This window comes from Camelimonas abortus (assembly GCF_042432745.1).
GTDB classification, from domain to species: domain Bacteria; phylum Pseudomonadota; class Alphaproteobacteria; order Rhizobiales; family Beijerinckiaceae; genus Camelimonas; species Camelimonas abortus.
The window spans coordinates 1,543,896-1,559,050 of the sequence record NZ_JBHLWR010000006.1 but is presented as its reverse complement, the minus strand read 5'-3'; the positions used below and the strand labels follow the sequence as shown (position 1 = coordinate 1,559,050).

At 71.6% G+C, this 15,155-nt stretch carries 15 protein-coding genes; 7 read left to right on the top strand and 8 right to left on the bottom strand.

The annotated features are described in order from the left end of the window. Positions 1–242: 242 nt before the first annotated feature. The 4 genes from epmA (at position 243) to ACFFJB_RS09120 (ending at position 4,318) form a co-directional block, all read left to right on the top strand. Positions 243–1,331, top strand: coding sequence for an EF-P lysine aminoacylase EpmA (epmA, locus tag ACFFJB_RS09135; protein WP_376830897.1), 1,089 nt, complete (start codon positions 243–245; stop codon positions 1,329–1,331). 41 nt (positions 1,332–1,372) lie between these two features. Next, complete coding sequence (locus ACFFJB_RS09130) at positions 1,373–2,449, top strand: lysine-2,3-aminomutase-like protein (protein ID WP_376830896.1); 1,077 nt, start codon at positions 1,373–1,375, stop codon at positions 2,447–2,449. 192 nt (positions 2,450–2,641) lie between these two features. Beyond that, a complete protein-coding gene (locus ACFFJB_RS09125) occupies positions 2,642–3,196 on the top strand; it encodes a carboxymuconolactone decarboxylase family protein (RefSeq protein ID WP_376830895.1) in 555 nt (184 codons plus the stop codon). Between the two features lie 231 nt (positions 3,197–3,427). After that, positions 3,428–4,318 carry a prephenate dehydrogenase/arogenate dehydrogenase family protein gene (locus ACFFJB_RS09120; RefSeq protein WP_376830894.1) on the top strand — a complete coding sequence of 297 codons (891 nt, stop codon included), beginning with the start codon at positions 3,428–3,430 and terminating at the stop codon, positions 4,316–4,318. Here the strand turns inward: ACFFJB_RS09120 and ACFFJB_RS09115 are convergent. The 4 genes from ACFFJB_RS09115 to ACFFJB_RS09100 all read right to left on the bottom strand — a co-directional run bounded on the left by ACFFJB_RS09115 (position 4,270) and on the right by ACFFJB_RS09100 (position 9,902). Beyond that, on the bottom strand, positions 4,270–5,535 hold the full coding sequence (locus ACFFJB_RS09115) for an ABC transporter substrate-binding protein (protein WP_376830893.1): 1,266 nt from the start codon (positions 5,533–5,535) through the stop codon (positions 4,270–4,272). The two genes, ACFFJB_RS09120 and ACFFJB_RS09115, sit on opposite strands and share 49 nt — an antisense overlap. A 218-nt stretch (positions 5,536–5,753) precedes the next feature. Continuing rightward, positions 5,754–7,001 (bottom strand): ABC transporter substrate-binding protein, encoded by a 1,248-nt coding sequence (locus tag ACFFJB_RS09110; RefSeq protein ID WP_376830892.1) that lies wholly within the window; start codon positions 6,999–7,001, stop codon positions 5,754–5,756. Between the two features lie 247 nt (positions 7,002–7,248). Then, positions 7,249–8,460, bottom strand: coding sequence for an ABC transporter substrate-binding protein (locus ACFFJB_RS09105; RefSeq protein WP_376830891.1), 1,212 nt, complete (start codon positions 8,458–8,460; stop codon positions 7,249–7,251). Between the two features lie 284 nt (positions 8,461–8,744). Beyond that, positions 8,745–9,902, bottom strand: coding sequence for an acyl-CoA dehydrogenase family protein (locus ACFFJB_RS09100; RefSeq protein ID WP_376830890.1), 1,158 nt, complete (start codon positions 9,900–9,902; stop codon positions 8,745–8,747). Positions 9,903–10,377: 475 nt separating this feature from the next. On the opposite strand from ACFFJB_RS09100, the gene ACFFJB_RS09095 reads away from it, so the two are divergent. The 3 genes from ACFFJB_RS09095 to ACFFJB_RS09085 all read left to right on the top strand — a co-directional run bounded on the left by ACFFJB_RS09095 (position 10,378) and on the right by ACFFJB_RS09085 (position 11,159). Beyond that, positions 10,378–10,590 (top strand): hypothetical protein, encoded by a 213-nt coding sequence (locus ACFFJB_RS09095; protein WP_376830889.1) that lies wholly within the window; start codon positions 10,378–10,380, stop codon positions 10,588–10,590. A gap of 108 nt (positions 10,591–10,698) precedes the next feature. Next, a complete protein-coding gene (locus tag ACFFJB_RS09090) occupies positions 10,699–10,926 on the top strand; it encodes a hypothetical protein (RefSeq protein WP_376830888.1) in 228 nt (75 codons plus the stop codon). After that, entirely contained in the window at positions 10,923–11,159 is a 237-nt protein-coding gene (locus ACFFJB_RS09085; protein ID WP_376830887.1) for a hypothetical protein, read from the top strand. Before ACFFJB_RS09090 ends, ACFFJB_RS09085 begins: the two co-directional genes overlap by 4 nt. A gap of 121 nt (positions 11,160–11,280) precedes the next feature. Here the strand turns inward: ACFFJB_RS09085 and ACFFJB_RS09080 are convergent, their stop codons facing one another. The 4 genes from ACFFJB_RS09080 to ACFFJB_RS09065 form a co-directional block, all read right to left on the bottom strand. Next, a complete protein-coding gene (locus ACFFJB_RS09080) occupies positions 11,281–12,324 on the bottom strand; it encodes an ABC transporter substrate-binding protein (protein ID WP_376830886.1) in 1,044 nt (347 codons plus the stop codon). Between the two features lie 136 nt (positions 12,325–12,460). After that, positions 12,461–13,213 (bottom strand): ABC transporter ATP-binding protein, encoded by a 753-nt coding sequence (locus tag ACFFJB_RS09075; protein WP_376830885.1) that lies wholly within the window; start codon positions 13,211–13,213, stop codon positions 12,461–12,463. Further along, positions 13,201–13,953, bottom strand: a complete 753-nt coding sequence (locus ACFFJB_RS09070; RefSeq protein ID WP_376830884.1) for an ABC transporter permease — start codon at positions 13,951–13,953, stop codon at positions 13,201–13,203. Before ACFFJB_RS09070 ends, ACFFJB_RS09075 begins: the two co-directional genes overlap by 13 nt. 65 nt (positions 13,954–14,018) lie before the next feature. Continuing rightward, entirely contained in the window at positions 14,019–15,122 is a 1,104-nt protein-coding gene (locus tag ACFFJB_RS09065; RefSeq protein WP_376830883.1) for an ABC transporter substrate-binding protein, read from the bottom strand. Positions 15,123–15,155 lie beyond the last annotated feature (33 nt).

The following is a 15,155-nucleotide window of genomic DNA, read 5'->3' as shown; positions in this document are numbered from 1 at the left end:
CGGCGCGCGGCCGCCCCCGCGACAGGCGGCTTCAGGCTGGCGCCGTGGCGCGGACGGCCTCTCCCGACAAATGGACGGGACAGCCGTCGCCAGCCAGGGTAAACCCGGCGCGGCGCGCCGGCGCGGCCTGCAGGCGACACAGGGTTATCGATGCGAATGGGATGCCTCTACATTGTTTTGCGCCGGAAGGCGAGCCACGGCGTGCGGTTTGTGCGGCGCGCCCGCGTCGCGGAGGCGCGCGCATGAGCGGCGCGGGCGCTCCCTCCGCCCTGTGGCGTCTGCCGGAGCGGCACGCCATGCGCCGGCCGCGGCTGCTGGCCCGCACGCGCCTGCTCGCCGCCATCCGCCGCCATTTCGACGCCCAGGGGTTCATCGAGGTTGACCCCGCCGCCCTGCAGGCGTCGCCCGGCAACGAGACCCATCTGCACGGTTACCGCGTCGACGACGGCGCCGGCGGGCCGCAGCCGCCGCTCTACCTGCACACCTCTCCCGAATTCGCCATGAAGAAGCTGCTGGCGGCGGGCGAAACGCGCATTTACGCCCTCAGTCACGTGTTCCGCGCCCGCGAGCGCAGCCCGCTGCATCATCCGGAGTTCGTGATGCTGGAGTGGTACCGCGCCGGCGCCGCGCCGCACGAGGCCATGGCCGACTGCGCCGCCCTGCTGCGGCTGGCCGCCCGGGTGGCGGCTGACGCCGGCGTCGCCCCCGCCGACGGGCTGTGGCGCTACCGCGACCGCGTCTGCGACCCGTATCTGGAGCCGGAGCGGCTGCCGGTGACGGAGGCCTTCGCCCGCCACGCGGGCCTTGATCTCGCCCGCTACCTGCCGCAAGGGGAGACGGCGGACGCGGCGTGCGTCGCCGCCTTCCGCGACGCGGCGGCGGCCATCGGCGTGCGCGTCAGCGCCGACGACGGCTGGTCGGACGTGTTTTCCCGCGTGCTGTCCGAACGGGTGGAGCCGCATCTGGGCGCCGGCCGCGCCACGCTGCTGTGCGATTACCCCGCCAGCGAGGCGGCGCTGGCGCGCCGGCGCGCCGACGATCCGCGCTTCGCCGAGCGCTTCGAGACATACGCCTGCGGCGTCGAGCTGGCGAACGGCTTCGGCGAGCTCACCGACGCCGCCGAGCAGCGCCGCCGGTTCGCCGCCGACATGGACGAAAAGGCGCGTATCTATGGCGAGCGCTATCCGGTGGACGAGGATTTCCTCGACGCCCTGACGCACATGCCGGAGGCCTGCGGCGTCGCCCTTGGCGTTGACCGGCTGGCGATGCTGGCCACCGGCGCGCGGCGCGTCGACGAGGTGATCTGGACGCCGGTGGCGCAGGACGGCTGAGGCGCAGGCGCCCCTGCGGGCGGCGGAGAGGAAGGGCGGCCATGGCCGGCAAAACCATCACCAGCGTCAGCGGCCTGATCGCGGCCGGGCTCGCCGGCGACGGCGCGCGCGCGGCGCTTGAGCAGGTGGCCGCCCGCTACGCCGTGGCGGTGACGCCGGCCATGGCGGATCTCATTCCGCCCCACGCGCCGGACGATCCGGTGGCGCTGCAGTTCGTGCCCCAGGCCAGGGAGCTGGAGACAGGGCCGGAGGAGCTGGCCGACCCCATCGGCGACGACGCCCACAGTCCGGTTCACGGCCTGGTCCACCGCTACCGCGACCGGGCGCTGCTGAAGCTCGCCTCCGTCTGCCCGGTGTACTGCCGCTTCTGTTTCCGCCGCGAGATGGTGGGGCCGGGCGGCGCCGCCATGCTCGGCGAGGCGGAGCTGGAGGCGGTTTACGCCTATCTCGCCGCCCGTCCGGAGATCTGGGAGGTGGTGGTCAGCGGCGGCGATCCGCTGGCGCTGAGCCCGCGCCGCATCGCCGCGGTGATGCGCCGGCTCGCGGACATCAGCCATGTCCGCGTCGTGCGCTTTCACTCGCGCGTGCCGCTGGTGGCGCCGGAGCGGATCACGCCGGAGCTGGTGGCGGCGCTGAAGGCCTGCGACAGGACCGTGTGGGTGGTGCTGCACGTCAATTGCGCGCGCGAGTTCACGGAGCCGGGCCGGGCGGCGCTGGCGCGCCTCGCCGACGCCGGCGTGCCGCTGCTCTCCCAGAGCGTGCTGCTGCGCGGCGTCAACGACACGCCGGAGGCGCTGGAGGCGCTGCTGCGCGCCTGCGTCGAAAACCGGGTGAAGCCCTATTACCTGCACCACGGCGACCTCGCGCCAGGAACCAGCCACCTGCGCGCCTCCATTGCTGAGGGCCAGGCGCTGCTGCGGACCCTGCGTGGGCGTCTCTCCGGCGTGGCGCAGCCCACCTATGTGCTGGACATTCCCGGCGGCTACGGCAAGTCTCCCATCGGCCCGGCCTATATCTGCGAGGATCCGCAGCGGCCGGGCGCCTATCGGGTCACCGACCCGTCCGGGGGCGTGCACGCCTATCCGCCGCCCGTCGGCGGCGACGGGGAGGGAAGGTGAGCGCTTTCCCCGCGCCCCGGCGGCGGACGGCGGGCGCGGCTGCGGTTTGAGCTCCTTTTCTGGAGAAGCGCCTTTGACTGCGGCGGCGTCCTGGCCAAAACTGGCGCGGCCAGCGTCGCCGCGGCCGCGCGCCGTCGCGACCGCCGTCACAACCACAGCCGCCTGCAAAGGGCGCGCCGCCCGGGAGGAACCATGGCCCGCATTCCCTATTTCGACCGCGACAGGGCAGATCCGGAGGTCGCCGCGATCTACGCCCGGCTGCCGGACCTCAACATCTTCCGGATGATGGGCCACTCCGGCCGCCTGATGGGCCAGTTCGTCAAGTTCGGCAACCAGCTGCTCATCTATTCCGACCTCGATCCGGCGCTGCGGGAGATCGCCATCGTGCGCGCCGGGGTGCTGTGCGGCTCGCGCTATGAGGTGCGCCAGCACGAGGCGATCTGCCGGAAGCTGGGCATGCCGGAGGAGAAAATCCGCGCCATCCACGAGGGCCCGGAGGCCGCGCCCTTCAACAGTCTGGAGCGGCTGGTGATGCGCTTCACCGACGACGTGGTGAAGAACGTGCGCGCCTCCGACGAAACCTTCCTGCCGGTGTATGAGCGGCTGGGAGCGAAACACACCCAGCACCTGGTGTTCGCAATCGGCTTCTACATGATGGTAAGCCGCTTCCTCGAAAACTTTGACGTGGACATCGAGGACGACGGCCGCCCCGCCGGCCTCGACCTGCCGGGCATGGCGAAGGGCTGAGGGCGCGCCGGCCGGTCCCGCGGCGCGGGAGCGCATTTGACAGCGGGGGCGGGCGGGTCTATCTCCCCGCTCCATGTTCCGTCACGTGTCCTGCGCCGCCGACAACCGCTGGTATTATACGCCGTTCCCATAACGGCGGGCGCATGACTCATGTCCAACCGCCGCGACGCTGGCGGTTGACCCTCTCCCACATCACCTGTCCGGCGCGCGGCCAGCGCAGAGGCTGAAGCCATGTTCTCGCCGGACCGCCATGCCGATGGCCCGCTCCGCCCCTTGCCGGAGTCCGGTCCCGTCTCCGGATCCCCGTCGCCGCGCCCCGCCGCGTCCGGCTTCGCCACGGTCGGCCTTGTCGGTTTCGGCGCTTTCGGACGGCTCATCGTCCGCTGCGCCCCGCCTGGCGCGCGCTTTCTCGTCCATGATCCGCGCCCGCTGGGGGAGACCGGGGCCAATGTCGCCGCCGCCAGCCTGGCGGAGGTCGCCGCCTGCCCGCTGGTGGTTCTGGCGGCTCCGGTGGACGCGACCGCCGGCATCTGCCGGCTCCTTGCGCCGCATCTGCGGCCGGGAACGCTGGTGACGGACGTTGGCTCGGTGAAGGTGAAGCCGGCGGCGGCCATGCTGGACAACCTGCCGGCGCATGTGGAGGTCGCCGGCCTGCATCCGCTGTTCGGGCCGCAGAGCGCCGCCGGCGGCGTGGCCGGCCTGCGGCTGGTGGTCTGCCCGCTGCGCGGCCGCAGGGTGATGCGCCTCGCCGCGCTGCTGCGGCGCGCGTGCGGCCTTGTCGTGCTGTTCGCAACGCCCGAGGAGCACGACCGCGAGATGGCCATGGTGCAGGGCGTCACCCACATGGTGGGCCGCCTGGTGGCGGAGCTGGACCCGGCCGGGGACGCCGCGCGCAGCCGCATGGCCACGCGCAGCTTCAGCCTGCTGATGCAGGCGGTGGAGATGGTGCGCCACGACGATCCGGCGGTGTTCGACGCCATCGTGCTGCGCAACCCGCATGTCGCCGGCGTGCAGGACCGCTTCTTCGAGGCCGCCGCCGCGCTGCGCCGGCGCATCCGCGCCGGGCGCCGCGCTCAGCTCAGGCCGAGCATGCGCAGGCCGGTCCAGTCGTCGTTCTCATAGCGGGAGAGCTCGAAGGTCCGGACCGGCGCATAGTCCTGCGGCGTCGTGCTGTAATGGATGCCGGGCAGGTTGATGGGGCTGGTCATGCCCTTCAGGTTGGTGGCGACTTTCAGCAGGTTCTCGCGGGTGAGGTCGTCGCCGCACCGTTCCAGCAGCTGGTGCAGCAGCACCGCCATGGCGTAGCCGGCGAAGCCGATGTTGTCGGAGCGGTCGAGATTGGGCAGCTCCGCGTCCAGCAGGCTGTAATAGTCCTTCACCGCCGGATCGTCCTGCCAGCGCGGGCTGGAGATGCTGCGGGCGGCGCGCAGCGCAAGGACGCCGCTGGCGGCCTCCGCCCCGGCCGGCTTCAGCAGCGAGATGGTGGCCGAGCCGCTGAACAGGTACTGCTCCGGCTTCCAGCCGGTCTCGCGCACCTTGCGCAGCGACTGTGACACGAACTTGCCGACCGTGAGGTTGAGAAACACGTCGGCGCCGGAGGCGGCCAGCTTCACAACCTGCGAATCCACCGTCGGATCGGCCACCTCATAGGTGGCGTCGCTGACGATCATCTCCTTCGCCCTGTCGCCGAGGGCGGCCCTGAAGGCGGCGACATATTCGCGGCCCATCTCGTCCATCTGGTGCAGCACGGCGATCTTCGCCTGCGGCCGCGTCTCCAGCACGTGGCGGGCGATGGTCTGCGCCTCGGTGACGTAAAGCGCCATGCCGGGCGTGGTCCAGGGAAACTCCTCCGAATTGTTGAAGCGCGAGGCGCCGGAGCCCACCATCAGCTGCGGCACGCCCTTGCCGTTGAGATAGCGCTGCACCGCCGCCTGGGTGGCGGTGCCGACGCTGCACCACAGGCCCAGCACCTGGTCGCTCTCCACCAGCCGGCGGGTGGCCTCCACGGTCTTGGGCGGCGAATAGGCGTCGTCGAGGGCGATGAACGTCACCTTGCGGCCGCGCAGGCCGCCGCGTTTGTTCAGCCGCCCGAAATAGGCGATCTGCACCCGCCCGCCGACGCCGGCGTAGGAGGCGGGGCCGCTGAACGGCGTGGTCTGGCCGATGCGGATCTCGCTGTCGCTGGCCCCCTGGTCGTAGCGGCTGCGGGCGATGGCCGGCGCCGCGGGCGCGACAAGGCCGGCGGCGCCCGCCGCCAGCAGCCCGCCGCCAAGCTGCAGCACGCGGCGGCGCGAGGGCGCAGGCGGACGGCCGCAGCCGTCCCGGGTCATCCTGTCCATGGCGATCCTCCCTGTGTCGTTCCCCCTGTCGTTCTCCCTGTCGTGGGGGCGGCCCATCCTGTGCTGGAGCCGGCTACAGGGTGGATGAGCCGCGCAGGACTTGCAACATGACGTGCAATATTTGTGATATATTTTGTCTGGAGCGGTTTTTGCCTGCGCCGGAAAAGAAAAGGGGCCGGCGTCGCCGCCGGCCCCGGCCTGCGCCCGCGCCGCAGGCCTCAGCCCGCGGACAGGGTCTTCACCCGCACCCAGTCGTCGTTCTCGTAACGCGACAGCTCGTAGTTCTTGTAGAGCGCGTAGTCGGTGGGCGAGGTGGCGAAGGTGATGCCCGGCAGGTTCATGGGCGAGGTCATGCCGCGCAGGTCGGTGGCGGCGCGCAGCAGGTTCTCGCGGGTGAGGTCGTCGCCGCACTTCTCCAGGATCTGGTGGATCAGCACGCCGACGGAATAGCCGGAGAAGCCTGCGTTGTCGGTGGGATCGACATTGGGCAGGAATTCGGCGCGCAGCGCCTGGTAGTCCTTCACGCCCGGATCGTCGGCCCACTGCGGGCTGCTGACCGAGCGGATGGAGCGCGGCGCCAGCAGGCCGTTGGTGGCGGCGGTTCCGGCCGGCTTGAGCAGCGACACCGTGGCCGCGCCGGACAGCAGGTACTGCTCCGGCTTCCAGCCCAGCTCATGGGCCTTGCGCACCGACTGGGACAGGAACTTGCCGATGGTGAGGTTGATGAACACGTCGGCGCCGGTGCTGGCCAGCTGCACGATCTGCGAGTCCACGGTGGGGTCGGCGGCCTCATACACCGCTTCCTTCACCAACATCTGCGCGGCGCGCGCGCCGAGGCCCTTCCTGAACCCGCTCACGTAGTCGCGGCCCAGCTCGTCGGCCTGGGAGAGGATGACGACCTTCGCGTCCGGCTTCCCGGCGGCGAGATAGCGGCCGAGGGTTTCGCCCTCCACCGCGTAGACGCCCGAGCCCGGCGTGGTCCAGGGGAACCTGTCCGGCTGGTTGAAGCGCGAGGCGCCGGAGCCCACCAGCAGCTGCGGGATCTTCTTGCCGTTCAGGTAGCGCTGCACCGCGGTTTGGGTGGCGGTGCCGATGGAGCCGACCATGGCCAGCACGCCGTCGCTCTCCACGAGGCGGCGGGTGGCCTCCACGGTCTTGGGCGGGCTGTAGGCGTCGTCGAGGCTGATGATCCGCACCTTGCGGCCGCGCACGCCGCCGCTGCGGTTGAGGCGCTCGAAATAGGCCACCTCCGCCCGGGCCATGACGCCGAGATAGGAGGCGGGCCCGCTGTACGGCGCGGTCTGGCCGAGACGGATTTCCGTGTCGCTGGCCCCCTCGTCGTATTTCCCCCGCGCGATGGCCGGCGCCGCAAGCAGGCCCGGCGTCACGCCGGCGGCGGCCGCAAGGCCGAGGCCGCGCAGCATCTGGCGGCGTGACGGCGTGAAGGTCCTGTCGTTATTCGTCACTTTCCCCTCCATGAAACGGCGCTTCTGCTTTGACTGTGCGCCTTGGCCGCGGAACATGGCAGGAGAAAAAACACGACGCAATCACTGTCACTGGCACGCGCCGCGAAAGGAATGACGCAGCGCCGTTTCCTGGCGCGCTGGCGTGAAACCTGTCGCGACGCCGGCCTTGTCAGGCGGGCGGCCGGAGAAGCCGTTACGTCGTCGTGACGGCGCCCGCGGACTGCTGCGGGCGCCGTCCGGAGGCGCCTCAGCCGGCGCTGACGTCCTGGATGCCGACCCAGTCGTTGTTCTCGTACCGGGACAGCCGGTAGGTGCGGTAGATGGCGTAGTCGTCCGGCCGGGTGGCGAGGGTGATGCCCGGCAGGTTGACCGGAACGGTCCAGCCGCGCAGGTCGGTGGCCACCTTCAGCAGGTTGTCCCGGGTGAGGTCGTCGCCGCACTTCTCCAGGATCCTGTGCATCAGGATGGCGGACGAATAGCCGTAGAAGCCGGTGTTGTCGTCCGGATCGACGTTGGGCAGGAACTCGGCGCGCAGCGCCTGGTAGTCCTTCACCGCCGGATCGTCCGCCCACTGCGGGCTGCCCACCGAACGCATGTAGCGCAGGGCGAGAATGCCGTTGGAGGCTTCCACGCCCGCCGGCTTCAGCAGCGACACCGAGGCCGAGGCGGTGGTGACGTACTGCTCCGGCTTCCAGCCCAGCTCATGGGCCTTGCGCACCGACTGCGAGGTGAACTTGCCGATCGTGCCGTTGACGAACACGTCGGCGCCGGAGGCGGCCAGTTTCACCAGCTGCGAGTCGACGGTGGGGGAGGAGGTCTCGTAGGTCTCCTCGGTCACGATCTGCCCCGCCCGGTCGCCAAGGCCGGCCTTGAGCCCCCTGACGAAATCCCGGCCCAGCTCGTCCGCCGGATAGATCAGGGCGATCTTCGCGTCCGGCCGGGTGGCGGCGATATGGCGGCCCATGGCGCGGCCCTCCACCTGGAAGTCGCCGGAGTTGGGCGTGGTCCAGGGGAAGACCTTCGGCTGGTTGAAGCGCGAGGCGGCGGAGCTGACCAGCAGCTGCGGCACCTTCCTGCCGTTCAGGTATTTCTGCACGGCGGCCTGGGAGGCGGTGCCCACCGAGCCCATCATGCCGAGCACGTTCTCGGACTCCACGAGCCGGCGGGTGGCCTCCACCGTCTTGGGCGGGCTGTAGGCGTCGTCCAGCGACAGGAGCTTCACCTTGCGGCCGTTAATGCCGCCGTTGCGGTTGAGACGCTCGAAATAGGCGGTCTCGGCGCGGGCGGTGACGCCGAGATAGGAGGCCGGGCCGCTGTACGGCGCGGTCTGGCCGATGCGGATCTCGCTGTCGTCGGCGCCGACGTCGTAATTGCCCTTCGCCAGGGCGCGGGAGCTGATGATGGCGGGCGCCGCAAGGCCCATCAGCAGGGCGGCGCGGCGGGTCATGCCGGTGGTCACGTTGGTCGTCCTCTGGAAGTCTGTCGTTATGGTCGCGCGGGCGCGCCCCGGGGCGGCGCCCGCCGTCGCGGCCGCGCCGGAGCGCGGCGGAGCGGAGCCAGAGGAGGACGGGAGACACGCGGGACAGTGCGCCCCGCGCCGGGCCTGCGCCCGGACGGCTCCGCATCCTCCCTGGTGTCCTGTAAAGGCGTTGGTTGACCGTCGCCGCCGGCTGGCCGGCGGCGAAAAGGGGCGGCGGGCCGCCCCGCGCGCGCCGCGCGGGCGCGCGAAAGTGAAAAGTGAAATCAGCCGTTGGCGGCGGCGAACTCGCGCAGCAGGTTGCGGGCGATGATCAGCTGCTGCACCTGGCTGGTGCCCTCATACAGGCGGAAGATGCGCACGTCGCGGTAGAAACGCTCCACGGCGTAATCCTGGATGTAGCCGGAGCCGCCGTAAATCTGCACGGCGCGGTCGGCGACGCGGCCCACCATCTCGGAGGCGAACAGCTTGCAGCACGAGGCCTCGGTGGTGATGGGCTCGCCGGCGTCGCGCTTGCGGGCGGCGTCGCGCACCATGCACAGGGCGGCGTAGGCCTCGGCCTTGCTGTCGGCCAGCATGGCCTGGATCAGCTGGAACTCGCCGATGGCCTGGCCGAACTGCCTGCGCTCGGAGGCGTAGCGCACGCTCTCCTCGATCAGCCGCGCGGCCACGCCGCAGCACAGGGCGGCGATGTGCAGGCGGCCCTTGTCGAGGGTCTTCATGGCGGTCTTGAAGCCCTGGCCTTCCTTGCCGCCGATGATGTTGGCGGCCGGCACGCGGCAGTCCTCGAAGATCACGTCATGGATGTGGGCGCCGCGCTGGCCCATCTTCTTCTCCGGCTTGCCGATCCTGATGCCGGGCAGGCCGGCCGGAACGATGAAGGCGGAGATGCCGCCGGCGCCGGGGCCGCCGGTGCGCGCCATCAGCGTGAACATGCCGGCGCGGCCGGCGTTGGTGATGAAGCGCTTGGAGCCGTTGATGACGTAATGGTCGCCATCGCGGCGGGCGGTGGTGCGCAGCGAGGCCGAGTCAGAGCCGGCCTCCGGCTCCGTGAGGGCGAAAGAGGCGATCACCTCGCCGCTGGCGATCTTCGGCAGCCACTCCTTCTTCTGCTCCTCGGTGCCGTCCAGCACGATGCCCTGCGAGCCGATGCCCACGTTGGTGCCGATGGCCGAACGGAAAGCCGGCGAGGCGTGCCCCAGCAGGTAAACCACCTCCACCTCCTCGGCCATGGTCAGGCCGAGGCCGCCATACTCCTCCGGCACCGACAGGCCGTAGAGGCCGAGGTCGCGCATCTCGGCGAGGATGTCTTCCGGAATCTCGTCGCGCTCGGCGACGAGCGCCTCGTTGGGGATCAGGCGTTCACGAACGAAACGCTCAACGGTGTCAAGCAGTTGCCTGAAAGTTTCAGGTTCGAGCGCCATGAGTTTCCCCTCCAGGATCTGTTCCGATGGCGGATGCGGCTTGCGTGAACGGACTGCGGCGCCGGCCGCGCCGGGCGCGGCGGCGCGCCGCCCGCGGCGGCTGCGCGCCGGCGGTTCCGGCCGACATGCGAAAAACTGTTTCGCACGCGCCCAGATACCCCATTCTGCGCGAGGCGCAAACGGAATTTGTCGCCGCCGCCGCGCCGCCGGCGCCGCGCTGCGCCCGCACGGCCGGCCCTGCGCCCGTACAGATGCGCGGATTGCGGCGGATCTGGCGCCATTGCGCCGTACAGACGCCACCTGGCGGCCTCAGGTCGCGCCTCAACGGCGGGCGCAACGCCGGAAACCGGCGTCTGGTTATCATTTGGTGATGTTATTACGTACGGATCGGCGTAGCCTGAAGTCATTCCAGACAGGGCCGCGCGTATTGCGAAGCTGTCTGCGAATATATTTGAAGCAATGAAGGTTTGTAAAAATGATTGCGACAAAACGGATTGTCTCTTCCGTCGTGCTCGTCGCCGCGCTGGCGGCCTCCGGAGCGGCCTGCGCCTGCGACCTGCTGCCCGTCGGCCGCTCCCTGTGCCAGCAGCTGTGCAGGGAGATCTATGTGGACGGAATTCCGCGCGAGGTCTGCATGCTCGGCGCGCCCGCGCCGCAGGCCGCCGAGGCGCAGGCCGGGGCCCGCTGAGGCGTCGCGCGCGCCGCAGGGGCGCGCGTTCCGGGGGGCGAATCGCCGTCTCCGGCGCCGGGCGTCGCCCGCGCCGCGTGGAGACGGCCCAGGACAGGAGTAACGTCCATGAACAGGCTGAAAACGCTGTTTCTCGGCGGCTGCCTGCTGCTGGCGGCCGCCGGCGCCGCCAGCGCCTGCGGCATGTCCGGGCTGGAGGGCGACTGCGCGGCCGCCTGCCGCAGGGCGCCCAAGGGGTGGGAGCACACCCTTTGCGTCCTCAGCGCCACCCATGACGGCGGCCACGACCAGGGCGACGCAGATCCGTCGCCGGTGACGAAGGGAGACCACAAATGAGCAGGAAATATCTCGCAGGAGCCGCGCTCGCCCTGGTCATGGCCGCCGCGCCGCTCTCCGGCGCCAGCGCCTGCCTCCACTCCGGCGCCAGCGAGGCGGAATGCGTCGCCCGCTGCGCCCGCGTCGAGGGCATCTGGGACAGCGCCCTGTGCGCGCTCGGCGCGGCGCCGGCGCCGCAGCAGCATCACGGCGCGCCGCACGGCGGGGACGGCGGACAGAAGCAGGCGCGCTGAGCGCGGGCTGAAGCCGCCGCGCCCTCCGCTCCGGCCGGCGCGCCGCCGCGCGCGGCGGCGCCCGGACCGGGCGAGGACGTCGCCCCGGGGAGCGGGCCTCCCCGGGGCGCATGACCGCCGCTCAGCGGCCCGTCGCCCGGTCCCACGGACCGAAGTCGAACAGGCCGTCGATGTTCGGCGCCTCCCTGTAGTCGCCGAGCTCCACCTGGAAGGCCAGCACCTCCCTGGTCGACTCCACAATGGAGCGCGGGTCGATGACGAAGGACACGGCCGGCGAGGCCAGCGCCTTCTCCAGCACCGCGGCGCTGACGAGGCCGGAGCCCAGCGCCTGCTGCACGTAGACCGCCGCCTCCGCCGGCTTCGTCCGCACCAGCTCCGTGGCGCGGACGGCCAGTTTCATGAAGGTCTCCGCCGCCTGCGGCTGCGCCTTGAGGAAACTTTCCGTCGCGGCGTAGACCACGCCTGGCGCGTTGGGGAACATCTGCGGCGCGGTGGCGATCACCACGGCGGAGGGGATGCGCTGGCGCACGATGGTGGCGGCCGGCTCCAGCACCTGGCCGCCGTCGATGGCGCCGGCCAGCAGCGCCTGCTGGGTGGCCTCGATGCCCATGGTCACCACCTCGAGGTCGGCGGGGTCCACCCTGTGCTGTTTCAGCCAGTACCGGAAGGCGGTGGTGGGCATGGCCCCCGGGGGCAGCGTGGCGATGCGCGCCGGCTTGCCGCGGGCCTTGCGGAAGGCGGCGAAGGCCTGCGCCGGCGCGTCGCCGGCCTCGCGGAAGCTCTCGCCCAGCGGGGCCGTGGCCAGGAACAGCGAGCCGCCGATGCCGCCGGCGCCGATCACCCGGGCGCCGAGGCCGCGGGCATAGGCCACCGCCACCGGGGCGATGCCGATGGCCAGCAGGTCCAGCGTGCCGGAGGCCAGCGCCGACACCGCCGCCGGGCCGGAGTCGAATTTGGTGGCCTGGATGTCCAGACCGGCCTCTCTCGCCCAGCCGGCCTTGTCCAGCACGTAGAAGGCGGAGGCGCCGATCACCGGCACGAAGCCGACGCGCGCCTGAACCGGCGCGGCGGCGCGGGCGTAAGAAGCCGGCAGCGCGGCGGCGCCGGCGAGGGCGCCGAGACCGCCAAGCACGGCGCGGCGGGAAAGCGCGGGATTGCTCGACATGGCCTGTCCTTTCAGGGTGTCCGGTGACGCAGGTCCCGTGACGGGACCCGGCGATGCGCGTTGGCGCGGCGCGCGGGCGGCGCGCCGCCGGGGCCGCCGGCGCCGGCCCGCGGAGGCCGGTGGCGTGCGGCGGGCGTCAGAGGGCGGCGGAGTCCGCCGCCAGATCGGCGCGCAGGCGCTGGATGATCGCCTGCAGCTCCGGGTCGCTGCGGCGGCGCGGCCGCGGCGCCGTCACGTCGATGGAGGAGCGCACCTGGCCGGGCGCGCCGACGATGGCGATCACCCGGTCGGCCAGATACACCGCCTCGTCCATGTCGTGGGTCACGAACAGGATGGTGCGGCCGGTGGCCTGCCACACCCGCAGCAGCTCGTTCTGCAGGTTTTCGCGGGTGATGGCGTCGAGGGCGGAGAACGGCTCGTCCATCAGCAGGATGTCCGAGCCCGTGGCCAGCGCCCGCGCCAGGGCCACGCGCTGGCGCTGCCCGCCGGAGAGCTGGTGCGGCCAGCGGTCGGCGAGATGGGCGAGGCCGACGAACTCCAGCGCCTCCATGGCGCGCCGGCGCCGTTCCGCGCGGGACACGCCAGGGTGCTCCAGGCCAAAGGCGACGTTGCCGGCCACCTTGCGCCACGGCAGCAGGCGCGCGTCCTGGAACACCAGCGCCGCCGGAACCGGGCCGGGGCGGGCGTTCAGCGTCACCGTGCCGGAGCTCGCCTTCGCCAGGCCGATCAGCACCCGCAGCAGCGTGGACTTGCCCACGCCCGAGGGGCCGACGATGGCCACGAACGCGCCGCGGCCGATCTGCAGGTCCAGCCCGCGCAGCACTTCGGTGCGGCGTCCGTCCTGCGCGAAGGTAAGGCCGAGGCCGCGGATGTCGATTATGGTTTCCATCGCAGCAGCCAGTTCTGGAGGCGCATGAAGCCGGTGTCGATCAGGCCGTAGAGCACGGCCATGGTCAGCATGTAGACCACGACGATGTCGGTGGCGAGCAGGCTGGAGGCCTGCATCATGCGCTGGCCGAGGCCGAACACGCCGAAGATCTCCGCAGCCACCACCGCCATCCACGCCTGGCCAAGCGCCGTGCGCAGGCCCACGAAAATGCCGGGCGTGGCCGCCGGCAGGATGATCTTGACCAGCCGCGCCAGCGCCGAACGGTGGCCGAAGGCCTGCGCCACCTCCAGCAGGTCGCGGTCCACGGCGCGCACCGCCCCGAAGGTGGCGAAATAGACGATCCAGAACACGCCGATGGCGATGATGAAGATCGCCGCGGGCGTGTTGACGCCGAACCAGATGATGGCGAACGGCACCCAGGCGAGGCCGGGGATGGGCCGCAGCAGCCGCACCACCCAGGCCACCGTCTCCTCCGCCGCCCGGTTCATGCCCGTGACCACGCCCAGCGCCACGCCGCAGGCCGAGCCGATGGCGAGGCCCAGCAGATAGTGGCCGATGGAGCTGACCAGCGCCGTCTGCCACATGCCAGAGGCGATTTCGCCCGCCAGCGCCGCCGGAATGGCGCTGGGGGCCGGCAGCAGCATGGGATTGATCAGGCCAAGCCGGGGCGCAAGCTCCCAAAGGCCCAGAAAGGCCAGCAGGCCTGTCACCCCGAGGATCAGCGGCCGCGCGTTCTTCAAGGCGTTTCTCCGGACATTGGCGGCGTCCGGGCGGCGTCCGCCGCGCCAAGGCGCCGCGCGGGCGGTCACTCCGCCGCCTTCGCCTTTTCGTAGAAGGTGACGTCGAACAGGCCGTCCAGCGGCAGCGCCTGCGGAATGGCGCCGAGCTCCACCTGGAACTGCTGCATCTTCTGCGTCGGTCCGATGATCACCGACGGGTCGGCCTCCAGCTTCGTCGCCGGCGAGGCGAGCGCCTTTTCGATGATGTCGTCGGCGATGAGGCCCTTGCCCAGAACCGCGCCGATATGGGGTGCGGCTTTCGCCGGCGCCTCCCTGATGAACTTCACGCCGCGGATGTTGGCCTTCACCAGCGCCAGCACCGCTTCCGGGTGTTCGCGCAGGAATCTGCCGGAGACGCCGATCACCGTGCCCGGCTGGGTGGGGAACATCTCGCCGCCAAGCGCCACGATCTTTATGGCCGGGTTGCGGGCGGAGATGATCGTGTCCGCCGGCTCGCGCACCGTGGCGCCGTCCACCGCGCCGGCGAGCAGCGCCTGCTGGGTGGCGTCGATGCCCATGGGCACGATCTCGTAATCGGCGCTGTCGACGGCGTTCACCCGGGTCAGCCAGTGGCGCAGGGTGGTGTCGGGCACCGACCCCGGCGGCTGGGTGGCGAGGCGGGCCGGGCGGCCCTCCTTCTCGCGGAAGGCGCGGAAGGCTTCGGCCGGCGTCCGGCCGCCTTCAAAATGGGGCGCCAGCTTCGGCCCCGCCATCACCGTCATTTCCTCGATGGCGGTGGCGGCCACCACCTTCACGTCAAGGCCCTTCGCGCGCGCCACCGCCAGCGGCGCGACGCCGGCCACATAGACGTCGATGGTGCCGGAGGCGAGCGCCTGGATCATGTTGGGGCCGGACTCGAACACCGTGAAGCTGGGCTTCACGCCCGCCTCCCTGAGCCAGCCCTCGCGGTCGGCCACCACCACCGGGGCGGCGCCGATCACCGGAATATAGCCGATGCGCGCCGGCGTCTCCGCCGCGCGGGCCTGGCCGGCGACGCCCGCCAGCGTGGCCAGCGCCGCGGCGAGCGCGGCCGCCCCGCCGGCGCGGCGCCAGGCGCGCAGCGCGGCGCCGATGCGGCCGCGAACGCGACTGGCGCGAACGCTACTGGACAGTGTCTGCTTGCGGGTCATGGCGAAGGCTCCCTCGCGCCGGCGTCTCGGTGA